Below are 21,070 nucleotides of genomic sequence, written 5' to 3' on the forward strand. Positions count from 1 at the left end.
GCCACCCATGGCTCAGCGCACCGCCCTTCCCCTGCGCGACCGCATCGGCTCGATCACGAGCGGCACGCTCGCGTGGATCTACGCCGCGCTGCTCGTCGTCCCCTTCTATTACTTCATCGTGTCGTCGTTCAAGACGAACGAGGAGATCTTCGAGTCGCCGCTCGCGCTCCCGACAACCTTCGACTTCACCAACTTCACGACGGCGATCCAGCAGGCCGACCTCGGCCTCGCGGTGGCGAACTCCGCGCTCACCACGATCGCCGCGCTGGTCCTGACGCTCCTGCTGGCCCTGCCGGCGTCGTTCGCCCTGGCGCGTGCGCGTGGCCGGGCGGGCCGGGTCGTCGAGAGCGTGTTCGCGCTCGGCTTCCTCATCCCGTCGTTCGCGGCCCTGTTCCCGACGTTCCTGCTCGCCGCGGCGCTCGGCCTGTTCCACACCCGCACGTTCGTGGTCTTCCTCCTGCCGGCGACGGCGCTGCCGCTGTCGATAGTCATCCTCACCTCGTTCATGCGCACCATCCCGCGCGAGCTCGAGGAGGCGGCCTCGATGGACGGCGCCTCGTCGCTGCAGGTGCTGCGGCAGGTGTACCTGCCGATCTGCGTGCCCGGGATCGCGACGGTGCTGCTGCTCAACTACCTCGCGTTCTGGAACGCGTACCTGTACCCGCTGATCCTCATCGGCCCCGACACCGCCCAGCGCACCATCCAGGTGGCGCTGCCCACCCTCAAGGTCGACGCCGGTACCGACTACGGCGTCCTCATGGCCGGCACGCTGTTCACGCTGCTGCCGGTGTACCTCGTCTACACGCTGCTGCAGCGCCAGATGCAGCGCGCGCTGCTCTCGGGTGCGGTCAAGGGATGACCGCGGCCAACCCCTCCGTGTCGGAGGGACAGGTCACTCAGGTGACCTGTACGTCTGACACCGGGGCTTCCTCGCTGCCGCTCACTACCCGCATCGGCCAGGTCAACCAGCGCCTCAAGGGCTGGGAGGCGGTGCGGTGGGTCGACGGGGCTCCCCGCGTCACCGACGTGCTGCGGCGCGAGGTCGACCGCTGGGGCGGGCTCGGCGCGATCTACGGCGTGCTCCGCGCGGACCCGTGGTCGGCGGTGCGGTGGGGCAACGGGATCCCGCCCGAGCGCAGCGCCGAGGCCTACGCCGCCGTCCAGGACCACGTGACGGCGTTCGGCGACGGGATCCCCGTGCTGTTCGTCGAGGAGGCGCCGCACGGGCTCATGGCGCTGGGCGGTACGACGCTGCCGGTGAACCTCGCGCTCGGCGCGGGCATGGACGCGGAGCTCACCGAGGAGCTCGGCGCCGCCGTGGCCGCCGAGACCAGGGCGCGCGGGACTCACGTCGCGCTCGTCTCAGGGCTCGACGTGCTGCGTGACCCGCGCTGGGGACGCGCCGAGGAGTGCTTCTCGGAGGACCCGGCCCTGGCCGCGACCCTCGTCGCCGCGACGGTGCGCGGTATGCAGGGCACCACGTCGCCGGGCGGCCCGATCGACACCGAGCACGTGGCGGTCGTCGCCAAGCACCTCGCCGCGCAGGGCGCCGGCGTGGGCGGGCGGAACGGGTCCGGAGCGCCGATCGGCCGGCGCGAGCTCGGCGAGATCCACCTGCGGCCTGCCTTCGCGGCGGCCCGGGCGGGCGTCGCGGGCTTCATGGCGGCGTACAACGACATCGACGGCGTGCCCTGCAGCGCGAACGAGGCGCTGCTCACGGGCACCCTCCGCGAGCAGTGGGGGTGGGACGGCGTCGTCATGGCCGACGGCACCGCCATCGACCGGCTCCGCGACAGCTCACCCGACCCCGCGTTCGCCGCGGCGCTCGCCCTGGGGGCCGGCGTCGACCTCAGCCTCTGGGACGAGGCGTTCACGCACCTGGAGGCGGCGATCGACCGCGGGCTGGTCGCCGAGTCCGCGCTCGACCGCGCTGCCGACCGGGTCCTGGGCCTCAAGCGCCGGCTCGGCCTGTTCGGCGAACCAGCCGCTGGGGCTCCCGTCGAGCGCAACGTGGTGGCGCTCGTGGACCGGGCGGCCCGGAAGTCGGTGGTCCTGGTCGACGACGGCGGGGTGCTGCCCCTGCGCGACGGCGCGACGATCGCCGTCGTCGGCCCGAATGCCGACGATCTCGACGCCCAGCTCGGCGACTACACGCCCCCGCGTCCCGACCCGGACCCCGGCGCCTCGACCGTGCGGTCCGCGCTCGCCGCGCGGTTCGGCGCCGACCGCGTGCGGTACGCCCGGGGCAGCGACCTGCGCGGCGCGCTGCACGACCTGCGCGCCCTCGACGACGTGCGGACCGCGAGCGCCGGCGCCGACGTGTGCGTCGCGGTGCTCGGCGGCTCCAGCCGCCGCACCTACGAGGACGAGTTCGCTGACAACGGCGCCGTCGAAGGTCCCGCGCGCGACACGACGAACGGCGAGGGCGTGGACCTGTCGTCGGTCGCGCTCCCGGAGGCGCAGCTCGCGGTGGTCCGGGCGGCCCGGGAGGCGGGCACGCCCGTGATCGGCGTGGTGATCGACGGCCGGCCGCGGGCGCTGACCGAGCTGCGCTCGCTGGTCGACGCGCTTCTCGTCGTCCCGTTTCCCGGACCGTCCGGCGGGGCGGCGGTCGCCGCGGCCCTGTGCGACGGCACAGCGTCGGGCCGCCTGCCCGCGACGTTCCCGGCGGCGGACGGCGTCTGGCCGGTCGCGCACGACGAACGGATGGAGACGGCGCGCGGGTATGTCGACGCCGATGTGGGCCGGGCGCTCCGCTTCGGCGCGGGGCAGGTCGGCGGTGTGGCCCTGAGCCTCGCCGGCGGCACCCCGTCCGTCGCCGCCGACGCGCTGGCCTCGGGCGCCGTCGTGCGCCTGTCCGTCGAGGTCGCCAACCCTGGCGCCGCCGACGTCGAGCTGTCCGTGCCGCTGTACGGCCGCCGCCATGAGCCGGGGGTCCGGCCGCGCCGTCGTCAGCTGCTCGCGGTGCGGCGGGCGAGCGCCGCAGCGGGCGGCACCACTACGGTGACGTTCGAGCTCGGCGTCGACGAGCTCGGGTCGTGGGCGAGCGGGGAGCCGGTCGCCGTGCCGGTCGTCGTCAGCGTCTGGTGCGGCCCGGAACCGGACCCGCCCGCCGACGCCCTGACGATCCGAGTCACCGACAAGAAGGACACCACTCCATGGGAGCAATGACGCCCACCCGCCTGGACCCCGCGATCACGACGACGCTCCGGAAGGCCGCCGACGGCGTCCGGGCCGCCTCGGGCGCGCGGATCGGCGACATGGTGGAGGAGGCGTTGCTGCGCACCCTCTCCGACACCATCACGCTCGGCGACGACGGCACCGCGTTCGTCATCACCGGCGACATCCCGGCCATGTGGATGCGCGACTCGACGACCCAGCTGACGCCCTACCTGCGGTTCCTCGGCTCGTGCCCGCCCCTGGCGGACCTCGTCGCCGCCGTCGTGCGGCGTCAGCTCGCGTGCCTGGACCACGACCCGTACGCGAACGCCTTCAACGACGGGCCGACGGGGGCCCACTACGAGCCCGACGACGTCTGCGACGACCCGCACGTGTGGGAGCAGAAGTACGAGATCGACAGCCTCGCCTACCCCGTCACCCTCGCGCACACGCTCTGGCGGACGACGGGCCGCACCGACGTCTTCGACGAGCGCGCCCACCGCGTGCTGCGGACCATCGTGCGGCAGCTCCGCACCGAGCAGGACCACGACGCGTCGCTCTACCGGTTCCAGCGGGAGACCGACATCCCCACCGAGACGCTCGCGCGCGACGGCCGGGGCACCGCCGTCGGGCGAACGGGTATGACCTGGAGTGGGTTCCGGCCTTCGGACGACGCCTGCACCTACGGCTACAACATCCCGGCGAACCTCTTCGCGGCGCAGGCGCTGCTCGCGATCGGCGCCATCGCCGTCGAGGTGCTCGACGACCCGGCCCTGGCCGACGACGCGCGGGCGCTCTCCGGAGAACTCGTCGCGGGTGTCGAGGAGTTCGGCGTGGTCGACGCGCCGTCCGACCGCATCTACGCCTACGAGGTCGACGGGCTCGGCGGTGTGCTGCGCATGGACGACGCGAACACCCCGTCCTTGCTCTCGCTCCCCCTCGTCGCGCCCGATGTGTTCGACGACGGCGTCTGGCGCGCGACCCGCGATCTTGTACTGAGCCCCGCCAACCCGTACTACTTCACGGGCACGACGGCGAGCGGCGTCGGCAGCCCGCACACGGAGCCGGGCCGCGTCTGGCCGATCGCGCTGGCCGTCGAGGCGCTCACGGGAACTCCCGAGGACCGCGTGCGGATCCTGGACCTCCTCGCCCGCACGGACGGCGGCACCGGGCGCATGCACGAGTCGTTCGACGCGTCGGACCCGGCGGCGTTCTCGCGGCCGTGGTTCTCATGGGCGGACTCGATGTTCTGCGAGCTCGCGCTCACCGTGGCGGACGAGGCTACCTCCGCGCCAGCCTGACCCGCCGGGGAAAGTTGTGCTGGTCGGGAACGTAACGGACAGGTAGCAGTGCTACGCCTCAGTTACCTCCCCGGCCGGAACACTTTTCCCTGACGCTCTCCCCGTGACCTGAGGAGCCCCGTGGCCCGAGGAGCGCGCCTCAGCCCTTGAGGCCGCCCGCGAGCAGGTCTGCCCGCCAGAACCGCTGGAGCAGCAGCACCATCAGGATCAGCGGAATCACCGAGACGGCTGACCCCGTGATCACCAGCGGGTAGAGGTCGGAGTCGCCGGCGCCGCGGGAGAGGAACGTGTACAGGCCCAGGGTGATCGGGTACAGGCGCTGGTCCGAGAGCATGATGAACGGCAGCAGGAAGTTGTTCCAGATGCCCACGAACTGCAGCAGGAACACCGTGACCAGGCCCTGCGCCATCATCGGCAGCACGATGGTGGTGAAGATCCGCGCCTCGCCCGCGCCGTCGAGCCGGGCCGCCTCGAGCGTGTCGGTGGGGACCGCCGCCTGCGCGAACACCCGGCACAGGAAGATCCCGAACGGGTTGATGATCGACGGCAGCAGCACCGACCACAGCGTCCCGGCGAGGCCGAGCTGCGCGAGCAGCAGGTACTGCGGGATCGCGAGGACGATGCCCGGCACCAGCACGCCCGCGAGGATCGCGGCGAACAGGGTCTCGCTCCCCCGGAAGCGGAACTTGGCGAGCGCGTAGCCCGCCATGGCCGACACGAGGGTCGAAGCGACCGCACCGACGCCCGCGTACAGGACGCTGTTGGCGCCCCACTGCCAGAACACGCCGCCGCCGTAGGTAGCAAGGTCGGCGAGGTTGTCGACGAGCCCGGAGCCCGGCAGGAACGAGAAGCTGGTGAACAGCTCGCGCGGCGACTTGGACGCGGCGATCACGACCCAGGCCACGGGGACGAGGCAGTAGACAGCGCCCGCGAGCAGCACGAGGGTGGCGGTCGGCGAGAAGCGTGGCCGCCCTCGGGCAGCCGAAGCGGCGAGCGCCTTCGGACGGCGGGGAGCGGCGAGGGTACTCATCAGGCGTCTCCGAACGCTCGGCGCTGGAAGAAGCGCAGGATGACCAGCGAGAGGGCAAGGGTGCCGACCGCGAGCAGGACCGACGCGGCCGCCGCCCCGCCGAGATTGTCGTTGCCGAACGCCTCCTGGTAGATGGCCATCAGCGGCACCCAGGTCGACGAGATCGTGCTCGCCAGTGGGCGCAGCGTCGCGGGCTCGCTGTACAGCTGCACGGTCCCGATGACCGAGAACAGGCCGGTCAGGACGAGCGCCGGGGTGACGAGCGGGATCTTGATCCGCCACGCGATGGCCCACTCGTTCGCGCCGTCGATCCGCGCGGCCTCGTAGATCTCGGCCGGGATCGCCCGGAGCGAGGTGTAGATGATGATCATGTTGAACCCGACGCCCGACCACAGCGCGATATTCGCGAGCGCGAAGTACAGCGTCGGGTAGGCGAAGAAGTCCAGGCTGCCGCCGCCCAGCTCACGGGCGACATAGCTGATCGGGCTGGTGCTCGGTAGGTACAGGAAGCCCCACAGCAGGCTCGCGATCACGCCGGGCACGGCGTACGGCAGGAAGATCGCCGTCCGCGAGAAGCTCGTGAGCCGGGCGCGCGGGGTGTCGAGCAGGAGCGCGAAGAGCAGGGCCAGCCCGAGCACCGTCGGGATCGCGATGGCGCCGTAGACCATCGACCGGCCGAACCCGGCGAGCAGCTCGGGGTCGGTGAGCGCGGTGACGTAGTTGTCGAGGCCGACGAACCCCTCGGTCCGCCGCCCGAAGGCGCCCGCCCCCTCGAGACGCAGACCCCGGAAGCTCAGGTACAGCGCGTAGCCGATCGGGATCAGCAGGAAGCAGGTGAACAGGACGATCGCCGGGGTCGCGAACAGCCACGGGGTGAGCTCCCGGGACCCGGACCCGCGCCGGGCCCCGCGTCTGCGGGGAAGCTCGGTCCCGCGCCGGCGGGGCAGTTCGACGGTCGTCATGGCTGCTCGACGGTGTATCCGGACTTCTCGAGGTCGGCGACCACGGTCTCCTGGGTCGCGGTGTAGACGTCGCGGAAGGACGTACCGTCCAGCGCGGCCTTGTTGAGCGCGTCGCCGAAGGCGTTGGTGGCCACATTGACGTTCGGGCCCCACACGACCGGGATCGTCGTGTCGTCGATGACCTGGTCGGCGATCTCGTAGAAGTCCTTCTGCTGCGGCATGAGGCGCGGCGGGTCGCTCGTGAGCGTCGCCTCCCGGCCGGCGTTGCCGCCGGGGTACAGATCCAGCGTGAGCAGCAGCTCGGAGCCCTCGTCGGACGCCCCGAGCCAGGCGGCGAACTTGGCGGCCTCCTCGGCGTGCTCGGACTTCTCGGGCACGAGGTAGGTGGACCCGCCGAGGAACGGCACGGACGCGTCGCCCGGCGTCCACTGCGGCAGCGGGATCGAGGCCCACTTGCCCGCGGTGTCCGGCGCGACCGAGTAGATGACGCTCGGCGCCCAGGCGGCCGCCGCCCAGCTCAGGACCTTGCCGTCGTTGACCTTGGCGTTCCACTCCGGCGTGAGCAGCGGCTCGACCGACAGCAGGTCGCGCTCGACCAGGTCCTGCCAGAAGTCCGCGGTCTCCAGCGACGCATCGCCGTCGATGCCGACCGACCACGTGTCGCCGTCGGTGTCCCACCACTGCGCACCCGCCTGCGCGGCCTGCGCCGAGAAGAACTCGAGCTGGGTCGCCGAGAAGCTGGCCAGGTACACGTCGGGATCCGCGGCATGGATCTTCTCCGCCGCCTCGGCGTACTCGGCCCAGGTCGTCGGCGGTTCGACGCCGTACTTCTCGAACAGGTCGGTGCGGTAGGTGAGCATCATGGGCCCGATGTCCTGCGGGACGCCGTAGACCTGGCCGCCGAGCGTGCTGAGCGCCCAGATGTTGTCGGCGACGGCGTCGCGGTTCGGCTCCACGTCCTGCGTGATATCGCGGACGACGCCGGCCGTCACCAGGGACGGCAGCGCCCGGTACTCGACCTGGACGACGTCGGGGACCTCGTCGGCGCGATCAGCCGCGAGCAGCTTCGACGACGTCTCCGAAGTGCCGCCCACCTCGGAGAGCTTGATCGTGACGCCGGGGTTGTCGGCCTCGTACTTCTCGACGATCGCCTGCGCGGCAGGGTCGGCCTCCTTCAGGGACCAGGTCCAGAACTCCAGGGTGACCGGGCCGTCCGACCCCGGTTCGCCGGAGCCCGCACCCGAGCATCCCGCCAGGGCGAGGCTCGCGGCGACCACTGCGGCGCCGACGCCGAGGGCGCGCCGTGCGCGCCGGGGTTCACTGCTGTGTGTGCTCATGGCACATCTCCTTCGATGTGGGACCAGCCGGACCCGGCGGCTCGTTGCAGGGCTCCTCGGGAAGTTCCCTTATGCTGATGGCAACGTTGCCATTTCGTCAAGCGCGAGCTCCTCGCGCAGAGGAGCCCACATGCGTATTGTCCCCAATCCCGTGCTGCCCGGCTGCCATCCCGACCCGTCGGTCTGCCGGGTCGGCGAGGACTACTTCCTGGTGACCTCGACGTTCTCGTACCACCCCGGAATTCCGGTCCACCACAGCCGTGACCTGGTCACCTGGCGCCTGGTCGGGCACGTGCTCGACGGCGAGAGCTGGCTCCCGCTGGAGGGCAACACCGTCTCCCACGGAGTCTGGGCGCCGACGATCCGCCACCACGACGGCGTGTTCTACGTGGTGTTCACCGTCGTGCGGGGCGACGAGGGCGCGACCACGTACGTCGCCACGACGACCGACCCCTCAGGCCGGTGGACCGTCCCCACGCCCCTGGAGGCCGATGGGATCGACCCGTCGCTGTTCTTCGACCAGGACGGCCGGGCCTGGTTCACCGCAGCACGGGACGCGGTCGCGCCCGACGCGACCGGACCCGGCGAGATCTGGATGCGGGAGCTCGACCTCGGGTCGCTCACGCTGGTCGGGCCGACGCGCATCCTCTGGCACGGCGCCCTCACCGGGCAGTGGGTGGAGGCCCCGCACATCTACGAGCGCGACGGCCGCTATCACCTGATCGGCGCGGAGGGCGGCACCGGGCGCAACCACGCGGTCACTGCCGCGACGTCCGACTCCGTCACCGGCCCGTACACAACGGACCCGCGCAGCCCGCTACTGACCCACCGGCATCTCGGCAGCGGCGAGGCCGTGCAGTACGTCGGCCACGCCGACCTCGTCGAGTCGCCCGACGGCGAGGCGTGGGCGCTGCTGCTCGGCGTCCGCCCCGTCGCGGGGCACCACACGCTCGGCCGTGAGGTGCTGCTCGTCCCGGTCGAGTGGGACGAGCACGGACCCGTCCTCGCCCCGGGCGCCGGACGCGTGCAGGGCGTGCTGCCGGGCCTGCCCGACACGGCGTCCGGCCCGGCCGACTGGGTCTCGTTGCGGGGCCCGGTCGTGTCCGAGGTGGCGGACGGCGCCGTGACCCTGCACCCGCAGCCTGTCCCGCTCTCGGGGCGCGGGATCCCGGCGTTCCTGGGCCGGCGGCAGGACATGCACGGCTTCGTCTTCGAGACTCTGCTCGCGACCGAGCACATCGGGGAGCACGACGCCGGCGTCGTCGCCCTCCAGGACGAGAACACGTTTCTCGCGGCGCGGGTCCGGCGTCGGGCGGACGGGTGCGTCGTCCGCGTGACCGGACGAATGGGCGGCGCGGAGGTGACGCGCACGGAGGTGCCGGTCGCCGGGGACGTCGTGCTGCGGATCCGGTCGGACGGCCGGTCCTACGAGTTCGTGGCCGGGACGAGCGACGGGGAGCACCTCCTCGCGGCCTTCCCGCACACCGCGCTGAGCACGGAGACTGCGGGCGGGTTCGTCGGGGTGCTCCTCGGCGTCGTCAACGAGGCGCCGGAGGACGCCGGCCCGCTGACGTTCCGCGGCGTCCGGTACGACGCGCCGTGAGCGGGGCCGTGCTCGCGCGGACTATCAGGGTCGGGGACAGGAGGTGGTGGCTCGCCGCTCCTCCGCCGATCAGGTCCAGCAGGACCTCGATCGAGAGGCGGCCCAGCGTCACGAAGTCCTGACGGACGGTGGTCAGGGCCGGCACGAGGTACTCGGCACCGGCCATGTCGTCGAACCCCACGAGCGACACGTCGCCGGGCACGGAGAAACCGCGCGCGGCCAGGGCCGACAGCACGCCGATCGCCATCTGGTCGTTGCCGGCGAAGATCGCGGTGGGTACCCGGCCGCCGTCGATCAGCTCGGTGGTGAGCGCGTGCCCGCTCTGCGCGGTGAAGTCGCCGTGCAGCACGCGCGGCTCGGCGATCCCGGCGGCCCGGAGCTCGCTGCGCCAGCCGTCCACGCGGGCCCGGGCGTCGAACGCCCCCATCCGGCCGCTCAGGTGCACGATATCGCGGTGGCCCAGGTCGAGCAGGTGCCGGGTGGCGAGGCGCGCGCCCTCCTCCTGGTCCAGCTCGACCGAGCCGATCGCTGGATTGGCCACGTTGCCCGACATCACGACCGAGATCGGCACGCGCGCGACGGTACGGAGGAGCGCCTCCAGCGCGAGCGGCCGGTCGGCGATGACCGCGACCCCGGCGGCACCCTGCCCCACGAGGCGGCCGAGGCACTGCTCCAGCCCCTCATGGGTGCCACCCTGCCAGCTCGCGAGGCTGACCCAGTGGCCGGCGTCCTTCGCGGCCTGCTCGATGCCGAGGAGCATGCGCGGCAGCTCGAACAGCTCCGAACCCGCGAGGACGACGCCGAGCATCGTGGAGCGGCCGCTCTTGAGCATGCGGGCGCTGTCGTTGCGCCGGTAGCCGAGCTCGGCGATGACCCGGAGCACCCGGTCCCGGGTCTCCGGCCGCACCGTCGGCTCGTCGTTGACAACCCGGCTCACCGTGATGTGCGCGACGCCGGCGGCGCGTGCGACGTCGACCATGGTCGGCGGCCGCTTGCCCTGCACCATGCTCGACCCCCGCTCTCCCTGGCTCGGCTCCCCGACGCGGCCGGTCGGGCCGGGGTGCTGTTGTCCGGGATCCTATCGGTCGGTGTTGCGAACGGAGCTCGGATCTACGGCGAACCGGCTCCTCGTCTCAGCGGTTTCTGCGATGGAGGTCGCGACCAAGGTTCGCCTCGGAAAGTTCGACGCGGCTGGCTCCTTGGTCAGTACATGGGAACGCCGGGTCGACGACATCGATGCCGAACCACTGGATCTCACCACCGCACACGCATTGCACGCTGGATCGATGCCATGGTTTCATCGCGATCACTTCGACCGCCTGCTCGCTGCCCAAGCAATCGTCGAGAGCGTGGTCCTCGTGACCACCGACGCCGCGTTCGACACCCTCCCAGCGGTCCGTACCGCCTGGTAGGCGACCGGCTCAGGCCGGGCCCGGCGTCCTCGCCTCGGCAGCCCAGGAGGCGAGGAGCTTCACCCGGTCGGCCGACGGCGACCCGGGTTCCGCCGTGTAGATCAGCAGGACGTGGCCCGGCTCGGCGGTGATGGCGAGCTCCTCGTACGACAGGATCACCTCGCCGACGACGGGGTGGCGGAACCGCTTGGTTCCGGCGCCGTGCGACCGCACGTCGTGCGCGGCCCAGAGCCCGCGGAAGACCTCGCTCATCGTGGAGAGCTCGCCCACCAGGTCCTGCAGGCCCTTGTCGTGCGGGTTGCGGCCGGCCTCGGTGCGCATGACGGCCACGCACATCCCGGCGAACAGATCCCAGTCGGGATAGAAGTCGCGGGACGCGGGGTCCAGGAACTGGAAGCGGGCCAGGTTCGGCGTCCTGCCGCCGTCGCCGATCACCGGCGAGTAGAAGGCGCGGCCCAGCGGGTTGACCGCCAGGACGTTCTGCCGCGCGTCGCGCACCAGAGCGATCCCCTCCGTGATGGACGCGAGCGCCCATTCCAGGCTCGGCCTGGGCTCGGCGGACCTGGCCGCGGGCCTGCGAAGACGGCCGGACGACGGGATCCCGTCGGCCGCGCGGGCGAGGTCGAGCAGGTGGGCGTGCTCCGTGTCGTCGAGCTGCAGCGCGCGGGCGATGGCGTCCAGCACCGAGGCGGAGGCGCCGGCGATCGCGCCCCGTTCCAGCTTCGTGTAGTACTCCACGCTCACTCCGGCGAGCATGGCGACCTCGTTCCGGCGCAGCCCCGGCACCCGGCGGTTCAGCCCGGGCGGCAGCCCGACCTGTGCCGGTGTGACCTTCGCACGGCGCGACACGAGAAACTCACGCACCTCGGCTCGGTTGTCCATACAAGCAGGTTAAGCCGCTCCGGTGCGACGAAGGAGTCTCTGCCGGTACACCCCTCGTCAGGGGCTCCCCCGGATCCGCGCGGACGGCGAGGCTGCTGAGCATGCAAGACTTCCCCGCCACTACGCTCCCCCGGTTCAGCCGGTTCCTGCCCACGCTCCTGTTGCTGCTGACCGTGTTCGGGCCCATCTCCATGGACCTGTACCTGCCCGCGCTGCCGGCGCTGACCGCCGAGCTCGAGGCGGCGACGTCCGTCGCACAGCTCACCGTGACCACGTGCCTGATCGGTCTCGCGGTCGGGCAGCTCATCGCAGGGCCGCTGTCCGACCGGTTCGGACGGCGCGGGATCCTGCTGATCGGCGTCGTCGCGTACGTCGTGACGTCGGCGCTGTGCGCGGCCAGCCCCACCGTCGAGCTGCTGATCCTCGCGCGTCTCGTGCAGGGACTCGCCGGCGGGGTCGGAATCGTCATCGCACAGGCTGCCGGACGAGACATCTACTCCGGCGGAGCGCTGATCCGGTTCTACGGGCGGCTGACCGTGATCGGCGGGCTCGCCGCGATCGTCGGACCACTGCTGGGCGGCCAGCTGAACACCGTCACCGACTGGCGCGGCCTGTTCGTTTTCCTCGCGATCGTGGGCGCCGCGCTGCTGGTGACCGCCGCGATCGGATTCCCCGAGACGCTGCCCGCCGAGCGGCGCACAGCCGGCGGCTTCGCACAGACGGGGCGCGACTTCCGGGTGCTGCTGTCCGACCGGGTGTTCCTGGGCGCGGTGCTGAACCAGGGCTTCATGTACGCGGCGCTGTTCGCTTACCTCTCGGGCGCGACCTTCGTGCTGCAGGGTATCTACGGGCTCTCGCCGCAGGGCTACGCGGTCGCGTTCGGCCTGAACTCGGCGGGGTTCATGTTCTTCGGGTACGTCGCGGGCCGCTCCGCTGAGCGCTGGAGCGTGCCGCGGACTCTCGGCGTCGGCATCGGCGTGGCGACGCTCGGCGCGCTCGGGCTGCTCGCCGCCGGGCTCACCGTCCTGCCGCTGTGGATGGTGATCGTGTCGCTGCTCGCGCTGGCCAGCGGCGTCGCCATCACGTCACCGCCGGCGACGACCCTCGCGCTGGTCGAGTACCCGCGGCTCGCCGGCACCGCGTCATCCCTGCTCGGCATGGTCCGGTTCGGGTTCGGCGGCATCACCGCACCGCTGGTCGGCCTCGCGGGCGCGGCGACGATCCTGCCGCTCGGCATCGTCACCACGGCCTCGATAGCGCTCGCCGCGGTCTCCTACCTCGCGCTCGCGCTCGCGGCGCGTCCGCGACGCGTCGCGGACGCGCCCGCTGCCGGCGCCGAGCCGGTGCTCCAGGCCGTGTCCTCCGACTCGTCCTCCGACTCGAAAGGTCTCGCATGAGGCTCCCGAAGTTCTCCCTGGTGGCAGCGGCCGCCATGCTCAGCCTGCTGGCCGCCTGCTCCTCTGCCGGGCCGACGGCGCAGCCGGGCACGGCCTCCGGCCCCGGCGCGGCCGCGACGCCGTCATCGGCCCCGCCGGCTCCATCCGACGGCCCATCGCCCGCGGCGTCGGCCCCTGGTCCAGGGGCCGACGCCGCGGAGGGTGACGCCGCGGACGACGACGTGGCGGGCACGATCGTCCGGTTCACCTCGGACGACGCACAGGTCGACGTCACCATCGGCGAGGACACCCCAGCCGTGCGCGACTTCCTCTCCATGCTGCCGCTGACGCTCGACGTCGAAGAGCTCAGCGGCCGCGAGAAGATCGCCTACCTGCCGCGTGAGCTCGACCTCGAGGGCACGCCCGGCTCCGATCCCGAGGACGGCGACCTCATTTACTACACACCCTGGGGCAACCTCGGTTTCTACTACAACGCCTCGGGCATCGAGTACTCGGACCAGACGCTCCACCTCGGCACCTATGAAGCGTCCCGCGACGAGCTCGACCGCCTCGAAGGGCCGGGCGTCACCATCGAGGTCGTCCGAGAGCGTTAGCTGCTCTGCTCGAACGGCGAGACCAGCTCGTTCGTCTCCGTCATGGTCGCGAACATCCGCTGGAGCGTCGCGGCGTCGTTGAGGTGCGGGTACGGCTCGTCGACCGGCACCTCGACGCCGAGGAACTCGCACAACGGGCCCCAGCCGTCGCTGGCCTGGAAGACCAGCAGCCGGTCCGCGGGCAGAGCCGCGCGCACGTTCTCGGCGTGGCGCTCGAAGATCTCTACCGCCGTCTCCTCCTCCATCGGGCTGCCGGCCATGGTGAAGTCCGGCCCGAGCATGCGCTGGGCCGCGCCGTTCATCTGCGGCAACAGCTCCATGATCGACCGAATCCGTGGGGGCATCTGCTCCATCATGGCCGCCATGTCGAGCTCGCCGTCGGCCGGCATCTGGGGTCCCATGCTGCCGATGCTCTTGTGCCACCGGCGCGGATCCCGCACGGTCAGGATCACCTTGGCCTCGGGGTAGGCCTCGGCCAGCTCCTGCCAGTAGATGGAGGCGGGAAAGTCCACCGCGGAGTCATACCCGGCGAAGACCCGGTCCCAGTCCGCGGACTCGCGGTTCACGACCGGGCGCCATCGATCGACGTGTTCGGGATTCTGCATCAGCTCGAACATGTGATAGGTCGGACCGAACCCGAGGCGGTCCAGGGCCGCCTTGAGCGAGCTCGTGCCTGTGCGGGGCAGTCCGGCACCGATGATCTTCATCCGCGATGACTCCTTGGTCGACGTTGTGTGTCAACGAGCAGTCTGCGCGCCGTCCGCGGAAAAAAACTCACCCTGTGGTTGTATCCCGCGTACCGCGTTGGTGGTACTTACCGGCCGGGCGATCCAGATCAGGCGCACAGACATCCGGTGCCCTGGCATGCCGACGATCATCGTCGCGTCCACTTCGTAGCGGCAGAGGGCGTTGTTGGCCTAACGCCCCGGCGGTGCTCGACGTCGGTACGCTCGCTTGCATGGCTGAGGATCCGGGTGAGGTCGAGTTCGTGCAGGTAGCCACGACGTTTGACGCCGTGGAGGAGGCCGAGGCCCTCGCTGCGTCAGCGGTGCAGGCGCGGTTGGCGGCGTGTGCGCAGACCGAGGGGCCGGTCACGAGCGTGTACCGCTGGGACGGCGCGATGCAGAAGGACAAGGAATGGCGCGTGACGTTCAAGACGACGGCTGCCCTTGCCGAGCGGCTGACCGAGTACATCGTGCGTGAGCATTCCTACGACGTTCCAGAAGTCTTGGTGACGCCGGTGACTGGTGGGCATCTGAAGTACCTCGAGTGGGTGCAGAGCGAGACACGGCAGGAGTGACCCCTGGTCCACGCATCCGCGTTCCGGCACTTTCCTGTTGTGGAAACTCGATCTCCTTGCCCGGCGCTCTCCACCCCGAACAATCGAGTCCGGCATGGTTGCGCGCGCCGTACCGTTCGACTCTTATTGGGAGCGGCACCACTGACCACAGATTCCGTTGGTAGAGCCCTGCGGGCACTGCGTGAAGCATCGGGGCTGACCGGTGACGTGGTGGCCCGCGGGGCTTCTATGTCGGCGGGGAAGCTCTCGAAGGTCGAGCGCGAGGTAACCCTCCGGGTCGTGGCCACCGAGGACTCGCACCGCACCTACCAATGGGTACCGGCCAGCGAGACCGCCCGACAGGGCCGGCGGTGCCACGAAGCATCAATGCCCGCGTACCACTGGGCCGAGGGCGCGACGGCGGCGGTCTACCGCATCTCGAGCTGAAAAGGAGCCATGCGGCAGGATGTGCGGCATGGGTAGAGCGGCGGAGGACGACAGCAGCGCGGATGACCTGCTGCGACGTTCAGACCACCGCCTCGGCCGACGACCCCGCAACTACGCCGTCGTGGGCGGCACAACACCTGCCGCTGAGCGGTGGCTGCCACCCGACGGGTGGCGCGCGTACGAGCACACAGTCCGGCTGGGCTCCGGAACCGACCTCTGGGATGTGGCTTCGTCTGCGGTCCTCTCCTGGGGCATCAAGACCCGCAGCGGCTTCACCGTCGACCCGCCGCTCGAGGCGGGACGCACCGCACAACAAGGGGAGCGCTACTGGCTCGTCGCACGCATCGGTCCTACTCGCGTGCGGGAGCCGGTCGAGATCGTCGCGACGGTCGCAACCCACGACCGGGCCGCGCTCGCTTACGGCACGTTGGAGGGCCACCCGGTCTCGGGAGAGGAAGCGTTCATCGTCCATCGAGACGACGACGGGAACGTGAGCCTCACGCTGCGCTCTCTCACGCGTGCCGGCCGGGGCCCATGGCGTGGACTCTTTCCGCTGATCCTGATCGCCCAGCGCGTCTATCGCCGTCGGTACCTCCGCGCGCTCCAGGCGACCTGACGCGAGAGGGCACCACGAAGTGCTGCCCCGAACTCCTCAGGACGTTCCATCCACGGATGATGGCCTGCTCCCGGGATGATGGTCACGTCGCAGCCCAGCTCCACGGCCAGCTGCCGCAGGCTTGCTGCGGGGCGGGGATCGTCCGCACCGCCGATGATCGCAGAACCGGCGGGAAGGGCCGCACGCAGCCGGCCGATGTCGCCGTCCAGCGGGTAAGTCCGCTTATCGGCATTGAGCTGGGCATTCATTGTCCAGTTGATCGGACGCAGCCTGCGCGCGGACGCCGTCGCCCATTCCCACGCGTGGTCCTGGTCGGCGTGGTCGGTGAACCACGACAACGCCAGGTACTCGATCTCCTCCTCGTCGGTGCGCGAGGTGAGCGCGTCGAGCTGTTCGAGCCGGGCTTGCTGGGAATCGGAGCGACGCGCCCGTTCCGCGGTACGCGTCGGATCGCGCCATGGCCCGACGAAGGGTCCGCAGAGGTAGACGACCCCCGCGACGCGCCCGGGATGCGCCCGCACGAAGAAGCTCGTCAGATCGGTTCCGTACGAATGCCCTACCAGGACCACCCGCTCATGGCCCCAGGCGTCGATCAGGTGGCCAAGATCTTGCACATGGCGAGCCACGGTGTGCAGGCCGTCCCATCGGGAGCCGCCGGTTCCTCGCTGGTCGTAGCGATGCACCTGGGTCATGTCGTCGATCAAGGTCGAGACAGGCTCCAGGTAGTCAGGCAGTCCCGGCCCGCCGTGGACCAGGACGACCGGAGGCTTATCCACATCAGCAGAGCCCGACTGCCATGTCCTCAGCCGAACGCCATCGTCCATCTCGACCCGGCGCATCGTCATAGTGACGACACCCTACGGCGCGCTGCATCTGACCGGCGTCGCAACCTGAGGGGTTCTACCCGGGCCTCCCACCCGGCGGGAGCCCCGACGTTTGATGGGTTCCGACAGGAGCACACCGCCGCGCCGCATCGTCCGGCGCGGCGCACCCGAGCAAGGAGAGCCACCCATGCGTGGAGTTGTCATGTACGCCCCCGGCGACGTTCGCGTCGAGGAGCGCGAGGACGCCAAGATCGTCGAGCCGACCGACGCGGTGATCCGGGTGACCGCGGCCTGCATCTGCGGGTCGGACCTGTGGCCGTACCGCGGGATCGAGAAGCTGAACGGCCCCACCCCGATGGGGCACGAGTACATCGGGGTCGTGGACGAGGTGGGCGACGAGGTGCAGAACGTCAAGGTCGGCGACTACGTCGTCGGCTCGTTCGTCGCGTCCGACAACACCTGCGAGATCTGCCTGGCCGGGTACCAGTCCCGGTGCATCCACAACGTGATGATGGGCTCGGTCGGCACGCAGGCCGAGCACGCCCGAATCCCGCTGGCCGACGGCACTCTCGTGCCGACGCCGGGCGAACCCGACAAGGACCTGGTCCCGTCGCTGCTGGCCGCCTCCGACGTCCTGGGCACCGGCTGGTTCGCCGCCGTGGCCGCCGAGGCCGGGCCTGGCAAGACCATCGCCGTCGTCGGTGACGGCGCCGTCGGCCTCTCGGCGGTCCTGGCCGCCAAGCAGCTCGGCGCCGAGCGCATCATCGTGTTCAGCCGCCACCCCGAGCGCCAGGCGCTGGCTCGCGAGTTCGGCGCCACCGACGTCATCGAGGAGCGCGGCGATGTCGGCGCGGCGAAGGTCAAGGAGCTGACCGGCGGGTACGGCGCCCACGGCGTCGTCGAGGCGGTGGGCACCGAGGAGTCGATGTGGCAGGCCATCCGCTCCGCCCGTGCCGGTGGGTACGTCGGCTACGTCGGCGTGACGCACGGCGTGCAGCTCGATGGCCTGAAGCTGTTCTTCACCGGCGTCCACCTGCACGGCGGCCCCGCGCCCGTGCGGCGGTTCCTGCCCGAGCTGATCCAGCTCATCTGGGACCGTGCCATCGACCCGGGCAAGGTCTTCGACCTCACCCTGCCGCTCGACGAGGCGGCCGAGGGTTACAAGGCGATGGACGAGCGGCGCGCCACCAAGGTGCTGCTCACGCTCTGATGCGTAGGCCCGACGCACATGTGTCGGACGCACGGGTCACTCGGGTGACCTGTGCGTCTGACACCGGCACGGGTGGGGGGTCCCGGCGGGACCTCCCACCTCCAGCGGGTCGTACCTATGGTTGACGGCATGAGCACCAAGGACGAGGTGCGGGAGTTCCTGGTCTCCCGCCGCGCGAACGTCACCCCGCAGCAGGCCGGCATCCCCGACTTCGGCGGCGAGCGGCGCGTGCCCGGTCTGCGGCGCGAGGAGGTGGCGATGCTCGCCGGCGTCAGCCCGGACTACTACACCCGGCTGGAGCGCGGCAACATCCGCGGGGCGTCCGAGAGCGTGCTGGAGGCGATCGCCCGAGCCCTGCAGCTCAACGACGCCGAGCGCGAGTACCTGTTCGATCTCGCCCGCACCGCTCCCGCCGCCGCGGCGCGCATCAGGAAGCCCCCGGCCCAGTCGGTGCGCACCTCCGTGCAGCGTGTCCTGGACAACATGACCGTGCCCGCGGTCGTGCACAACGCGCACCAGGATCTCGTCGCGGCCAACCTGATGGGCCGGGCCCTGTACGCGCCGCACTTCGACACCGACAGCACACCCAACATCGCCCGGTTCATCTTCCTGGACCGCCGTGCCCAGGACTTCTACGTCGACTGGCCCCAGGCCCGGCGGACCGTCGCGGCGATCGTGCGCCTGGAAGCGGGGCGCGACCCGCTCAACAAGGAGCTCACCGCGCTCATCGGTGAGCTGTCCACCCGCAGCCCCCAGTTCCGCCAGGACTGGGCCGGGCACAACGTCCACGAGCACCGCACCGGGGTCAAGTCGTTCCGCCACCCCGAAGTGGGCCCCGTCACCGTGGCGTTCGACGTCTTCGCGATGCCGGGCGAGGCGGGCCTGCAGATCGTCACCTACAGCCCTCCCCCGAACACCGACTCCGCCGACAAGTTCGCACTGCTGGCGAGTTGGGCCGCGACCAGGGAGTCCGAGCGGGAGGCAGGGCGCGTCTCCGACGTCGGCCTGGTGAGCAGGCCGGTCACCGGTGCCACACATCCGGTGACCAACGACTGAGCTGCGCGGATCGCTGCCTCAGTGGCAGGTCACGCGCGTTGTTGACCTCTGTGGGGTCGTCGAGGGCGTGGCCTCGGGAGTCACTGCAAGCCAAGCCCGGCAAGCCCTCGGCACGGGCGCGCCCCGACCGCAGGGGTTCTGGAACGGCCCGCAGACGGCGACTCGCTGGCGCTTGAAGAGTTATCCACAGATTTCAAATACACCCTGCAGGGCGTACGAATGTTCGAGACAATGGAGGCAGCGAACAGCAATGGGCTAGCGAACAGCAATGGGCTAGCGGACGGGTGGGGGTGGGGACCGGTGGAGTCGACGAACGACGCGCCTGGTGGTCTGCCGCCTGCCCGGTCGGCCGAAGAGGCACTGGCCCGGATCGATGCCGCGATCGGTGACCTGGCGAACCTGACCGCTGCGGAGGTGCTGGACGGCTGGAACGCTCCGAACATCGGCCGCCTGATCGAGACACACACCCACATCCGCCGGGCCACGGGCCGCTTGGACGGTATCCGGTACACCCTGTTGCCGCGGATCGAGACGGAGGGCTCCTGGCGCACGGGTGGCATGGCGCGCACGTTCAAGACCTGGCTGCGGCTGCACGAGGGCGTGTCGGCGAACACCGCGGACAAGGACCTGAGAATGGCGCACCGCCTGGACACCGCGTTGCCGGTGACGCGGGAGCGTCTGGTGGCTGGTGTGCTGGGTGCGGATCACGCGAGGGTGATGGCCGAGGTCGGGCCGACCAGTGAGACCCGTACCGACGCGTTGGGGTGGCTGATCGATACCCGCACCGGGGAGACGACCACGCCGGAGCTGTTCGTGCAGACGGTCGCGGTGGACTTCCCCGACCCCGCGGACGACCCGGGCGGTGACCGGACGCGTGACCTGATCACCGGTGTCCTGGAGACGGCGGTCGCGGACGGGACCCTGGCCACGGGTGAGGGTGTGGTGCTGCGCGAGGCGGACCTGTTGGATGCGGACCGGTTCCGGGTGGTGGCGAAGAAGTTCGCGTCGGTGACTGACCCGGACACCGACGACCGCGATGATGACAAGGCCGCCCAGGGTGAGTTCGTGGACCTGTCCAAGACGTTCGGTGGGTATCACCTGGAAGGGTTCCTGACCGATGAGCATGGCCTGCTGGTGCAGACCGCGATCACCGCCGTCACCGGCGCACCCGCGGCGGAGGACACCAGGACAACCAGCCAGCGTCGGGCGCAGGGCCTGGCCGATGTGGCTCGGGTGGTGCTGGACACGAACCAGGCCTCCCCCGGGGCAGCGGTCCTGCCGCACCTGACCGTGAGCGTGCCGTGGACCGAGTTCGTCGCCCAGGTCACCCGCACTCGTGAGGGGCTGTGCCTGACCTGCGGACAGACCACGCCCGCACGCGGCACCCGGGTCGGCCTGCCGGGCACGACCGGCACGACCGGCATTGCAGGCACGGCCGACGGAGGCACCGCGGGCCCGGCGAGCACGACGACGGCGGGCTGGGACGCCGCCGGGTGGGCCGCGGTCGGCACCACGACGCTGTCCGGGCTGTTGTCCACGCCGGGTCCGGTGTTCACCGAGACCGGCGGCCGGATACCCCGGGCACTGCTGCGCCGTCTGGCGTGTGACAGCCGGATCACCCGGGTCGTGTTCGGCCCGGACGGCGCCGTGCTGGACGTCGGGCGCGCCCAACGCACCGTGACGGGGCAGATGCGTCGCGCGGTGATCGCGCGGGACCAGCATTGCGTCTATCCCGGGTGTGACCAGCCGCCATCACGCTGCGAGGTCCACCACGCCGTCCAGCACTGGGCCGACGGCGGGAACACCTCCGTCGCCAACAGCGCCCTGCTGTGCTGGCACCACCATGCCCTGGTCGACGCCAAGGGCATCAGCATGCACTGGGCCGGAAAGCCCACCACCGACAGCACTGGGGCGAGCACCCTGGCGGAGACCGGGTGGTCGATCACCGACGACCACGGGCAT

General features: G+C 71.1%; 20 protein-coding genes. 13 read left to right on the forward strand and 7 right to left on the reverse strand.

Going from position 1 to position 21,070, the window contains the following annotated elements; all coding sequences use genetic code 11:
- Window positions 1-7: 7 nt before the first annotated feature.
- From EW117_RS27585 to EW117_RS27595, 3 genes are read left to right on the forward strand one after another with little or no spacing between them, the layout of a single operon-like run.
- Window positions 8-859 (forward strand): carbohydrate ABC transporter permease, encoded by an 852-nt coding sequence (locus EW117_RS27585; protein WP_129789934.1) that lies wholly within the window; start codon window positions 8-10, stop codon window positions 857-859.
- A complete protein-coding gene (locus EW117_RS27590) occupies window positions 856-3,171 on the forward strand; it encodes a glycoside hydrolase family 3 N-terminal domain-containing protein (RefSeq protein WP_129789935.1) in 2,316 nt (771 codons plus the stop codon). Before EW117_RS27585 ends, EW117_RS27590 begins: the two co-directional genes overlap by 4 nt.
- Window positions 3,159-4,460: a glycoside hydrolase family 125 protein gene (locus EW117_RS27595; RefSeq protein ID WP_242504612.1), complete on the forward strand. Its 1,302-nt coding sequence runs from the start codon at window positions 3,159-3,161 to the stop codon at window positions 4,458-4,460. Before EW117_RS27590 ends, EW117_RS27595 begins: the two co-directional genes overlap by 13 nt.
- Before the next feature lie 139 nt (window positions 4,461-4,599).
- Here EW117_RS27595 and EW117_RS27600 read toward each other — a convergent pair whose 3' ends face one another.
- From EW117_RS27600 to EW117_RS27610, 3 genes are read right to left on the reverse strand one after another with little or no spacing between them, the layout of a single operon-like run.
- Window positions 4,600-5,490, reverse strand: coding sequence for a carbohydrate ABC transporter permease (locus EW117_RS27600; protein ID WP_129789936.1), 891 nt, complete (start codon window positions 5,488-5,490; stop codon window positions 4,600-4,602).
- The gene (locus tag EW117_RS27605; protein ID WP_129789937.1) at window positions 5,490-6,452 is read right to left on the reverse strand and encodes a carbohydrate ABC transporter permease; all 963 of its coding nucleotides are present in this window, start codon (window positions 6,450-6,452) and stop codon (window positions 5,490-5,492) included. The genes EW117_RS27600 and EW117_RS27605 overlap by 1 nt, the downstream gene beginning before the upstream one ends.
- The gene (locus EW117_RS27610) at window positions 6,449-7,789 is read right to left on the reverse strand and encodes an ABC transporter substrate-binding protein (protein WP_129789938.1); all 1,341 of its coding nucleotides are present in this window, start codon (window positions 7,787-7,789) and stop codon (window positions 6,449-6,451) included. The genes EW117_RS27605 and EW117_RS27610 overlap by 4 nt, the downstream gene beginning before the upstream one ends.
- Window positions 7,790-7,919: 130 nt before the next feature.
- Between EW117_RS27610 and EW117_RS27615 the strand changes: the two genes are divergently transcribed.
- On the forward strand, window positions 7,920-9,392 hold the full coding sequence (locus EW117_RS27615; RefSeq protein ID WP_129789939.1) for a glycoside hydrolase family 43 protein: 1,473 nt from the start codon (window positions 7,920-7,922) through the stop codon (window positions 9,390-9,392).
- Here the strand turns inward: EW117_RS27615 and EW117_RS27620 are convergent.
- On the reverse strand, window positions 9,328-10,398 hold the full coding sequence (locus EW117_RS27620; RefSeq protein ID WP_242504613.1) for a LacI family DNA-binding transcriptional regulator: 1,071 nt from the start codon (window positions 10,396-10,398) through the stop codon (window positions 9,328-9,330). The genes EW117_RS27615 and EW117_RS27620 overlap by 65 nt on opposite strands.
- Here EW117_RS27620 and EW117_RS30705 point away from each other — a divergent pair.
- Window positions 10,397-10,804 carry a type II toxin-antitoxin system VapC family toxin gene (locus EW117_RS30705; RefSeq protein WP_340641118.1) on the forward strand — a complete coding sequence of 136 codons (408 nt, stop codon included), beginning with the start codon at window positions 10,397-10,399 and terminating at the stop codon, window positions 10,802-10,804. The two genes, EW117_RS27620 and EW117_RS30705, sit on opposite strands and share 2 nt — an antisense overlap.
- 9 nt (window positions 10,805-10,813) lie before the next feature.
- On the opposite strand, the gene EW117_RS27630 is transcribed toward EW117_RS30705, so the two are convergent.
- The gene (locus EW117_RS27630; protein ID WP_129789941.1) at window positions 10,814-11,686 is read right to left on the reverse strand and encodes a helix-turn-helix transcriptional regulator; all 873 of its coding nucleotides are present in this window, start codon (window positions 11,684-11,686) and stop codon (window positions 10,814-10,816) included.
- Window positions 11,687-11,787: 101 nt separating this feature from the next.
- On the opposite strand from EW117_RS27630, the gene EW117_RS27635 reads away from it, so the two are divergent.
- Window positions 11,788-13,083 carry a multidrug effflux MFS transporter gene (locus tag EW117_RS27635; protein ID WP_129789942.1) on the forward strand — a complete coding sequence of 432 codons (1,296 nt, stop codon included), beginning with the start codon at window positions 11,788-11,790 and terminating at the stop codon, window positions 13,081-13,083.
- Window positions 13,080-13,676, forward strand: coding sequence for a cyclophilin-like fold protein (locus EW117_RS27640; protein ID WP_129789943.1), 597 nt, complete (start codon window positions 13,080-13,082; stop codon window positions 13,674-13,676). Before EW117_RS27635 ends, EW117_RS27640 begins: the two co-directional genes overlap by 4 nt.
- Here the strand turns inward: EW117_RS27640 and EW117_RS27645 are convergent.
- Window positions 13,673-14,383, reverse strand: coding sequence for a sulfotransferase family protein (locus EW117_RS27645; protein WP_165362895.1), 711 nt, complete (start codon window positions 14,381-14,383; stop codon window positions 13,673-13,675). The genes EW117_RS27640 and EW117_RS27645 overlap by 4 nt on opposite strands.
- A 251-nt stretch (window positions 14,384-14,634) precedes the next feature.
- On the opposite strand from EW117_RS27645, the gene cutA reads away from it, so the two are divergent.
- The 3 genes from cutA to EW117_RS27660 are packed head-to-tail and all read left to right on the forward strand — an operon-like array spanning window position 14,635 to window position 16,018.
- Complete coding sequence (cutA, locus tag EW117_RS27650; protein WP_129789944.1) at window positions 14,635-14,976, forward strand: divalent-cation tolerance protein CutA; 342 nt, start codon at window positions 14,635-14,637, stop codon at window positions 14,974-14,976.
- 39 nt (window positions 14,977-15,015) lie between these two features.
- A complete protein-coding gene (locus tag EW117_RS30580; protein WP_277986496.1) occupies window positions 15,016-15,402 on the forward strand; it encodes a helix-turn-helix domain-containing protein in 387 nt (128 codons plus the stop codon).
- Window positions 15,403-15,430: 28 nt separating this feature from the next.
- On the forward strand, window positions 15,431-16,018 hold the full coding sequence (locus EW117_RS27660) for a DUF1990 family protein (RefSeq protein ID WP_129789946.1): 588 nt from the start codon (window positions 15,431-15,433) through the stop codon (window positions 16,016-16,018).
- On the opposite strand, the gene EW117_RS27665 is transcribed toward EW117_RS27660, so the two are convergent.
- Window positions 15,979-16,863 carry an alpha/beta fold hydrolase gene (locus EW117_RS27665; RefSeq protein WP_129789947.1) on the reverse strand — a complete coding sequence of 295 codons (885 nt, stop codon included), beginning with the start codon at window positions 16,861-16,863 and terminating at the stop codon, window positions 15,979-15,981. The genes EW117_RS27660 and EW117_RS27665 overlap by 40 nt on opposite strands.
- 166 nt (window positions 16,864-17,029) lie before the next feature.
- Between EW117_RS27665 and EW117_RS27670 the strand changes: the two genes are divergently transcribed.
- The 3 genes from EW117_RS27670 to EW117_RS27680 form a co-directional block, all read left to right on the forward strand.
- Entirely contained in the window at window positions 17,030-18,052 is a 1,023-nt protein-coding gene (locus tag EW117_RS27670) for a zinc-dependent alcohol dehydrogenase family protein (RefSeq protein WP_129789948.1), read from the forward strand.
- A 129-nt stretch (window positions 18,053-18,181) separates the two neighbouring features.
- Entirely contained in the window at window positions 18,182-19,108 is a 927-nt protein-coding gene (locus EW117_RS27675) for a helix-turn-helix transcriptional regulator (RefSeq protein ID WP_129789949.1), read from the forward strand.
- Window positions 19,109-19,408: 300 nt separating this feature from the next.
- Window positions 19,409-21,070: HNH endonuclease signature motif containing protein (locus tag EW117_RS27680; RefSeq protein WP_165362897.1), on the forward strand; the 1,662-nt coding region annotated here is incomplete at its 3' end.

This window comes from Promicromonospora panici (assembly GCF_900608595.1).
GTDB classification, from domain to species: domain Bacteria; phylum Actinomycetota; class Actinomycetes; order Actinomycetales; family Cellulomonadaceae; genus Promicromonospora; species Promicromonospora panici.

Coding starts and splice junctions, on each gene's coding strand:
- EW117_RS27585 (WP_129789934.1), top strand. CDS start 8: ATGGCTCAGCGCACCGCCCTTCCCCTGCGCGACCGCATCGGCTCGATC.
- EW117_RS27590 (WP_129789935.1), top strand. CDS start 856: ATGACCGCGGCCAACCCCTCCGTGTCGGAGGGACAGGTCACTCAGGTG.
- EW117_RS27595 (WP_242504612.1), top strand. CDS start 3,159: ATGGGAGCAATGACGCCCACCCGCCTGGACCCCGCGATCACGACGACG.
- EW117_RS27600 (WP_129789936.1), bottom strand. CDS start 5,490: ATGAGTACCCTCGCCGCTCCCCGCCGTCCGAAGGCGCTCGCCGCTTCG.
- EW117_RS27605 (WP_129789937.1), bottom strand. CDS start 6,452: ATGACGACCGTCGAACTGCCCCGCCGGCGCGGGACCGAGCTTCCCCGC.
- EW117_RS27610 (WP_129789938.1), bottom strand. CDS start 7,789: ATGAGCACACACAGCAGTGAACCCCGGCGCGCACGGCGCGCCCTCGGC.
- EW117_RS27615 (WP_129789939.1), top strand. CDS start 7,920: ATGCGTATTGTCCCCAATCCCGTGCTGCCCGGCTGCCATCCCGACCCG.
- EW117_RS30705 (WP_340641118.1), top strand. CDS start 10,397: ATGCTCGACCCCCGCTCTCCCTGGCTCGGCTCCCCGACGCGGCCGGTC.
- EW117_RS27620 (WP_242504613.1), bottom strand. CDS start 10,398: ATGGTGCAGGGCAAGCGGCCGCCGACCATGGTCGACGTCGCACGCGCC.
- EW117_RS27630 (WP_129789941.1), bottom strand. CDS start 11,686: ATGGACAACCGAGCCGAGGTGCGTGAGTTTCTCGTGTCGCGCCGTGCG.
- EW117_RS27635 (WP_129789942.1), top strand. CDS start 11,788: ATGCAAGACTTCCCCGCCACTACGCTCCCCCGGTTCAGCCGGTTCCTG.
- EW117_RS27640 (WP_129789943.1), top strand. CDS start 13,080: ATGAGGCTCCCGAAGTTCTCCCTGGTGGCAGCGGCCGCCATGCTCAGC.
- EW117_RS27645 (WP_165362895.1), bottom strand. CDS start 14,383: ATGAAGATCATCGGTGCCGGACTGCCCCGCACAGGCACGAGCTCGCTC.
- cutA (WP_129789944.1), top strand. CDS start 14,635: ATGGCTGAGGATCCGGGTGAGGTCGAGTTCGTGCAGGTAGCCACGACG.
- EW117_RS27660 (WP_129789946.1), top strand. CDS start 15,431: ATGGGTAGAGCGGCGGAGGACGACAGCAGCGCGGATGACCTGCTGCGA.
- EW117_RS27665 (WP_129789947.1), bottom strand. CDS start 16,863: ATGACGATGCGCCGGGTCGAGATGGACGATGGCGTTCGGCTGAGGACA.
- EW117_RS27670 (WP_129789948.1), top strand. CDS start 17,030: ATGCGTGGAGTTGTCATGTACGCCCCCGGCGACGTTCGCGTCGAGGAG.
- EW117_RS27675 (WP_129789949.1), top strand. CDS start 18,182: ATGAGCACCAAGGACGAGGTGCGGGAGTTCCTGGTCTCCCGCCGCGCG.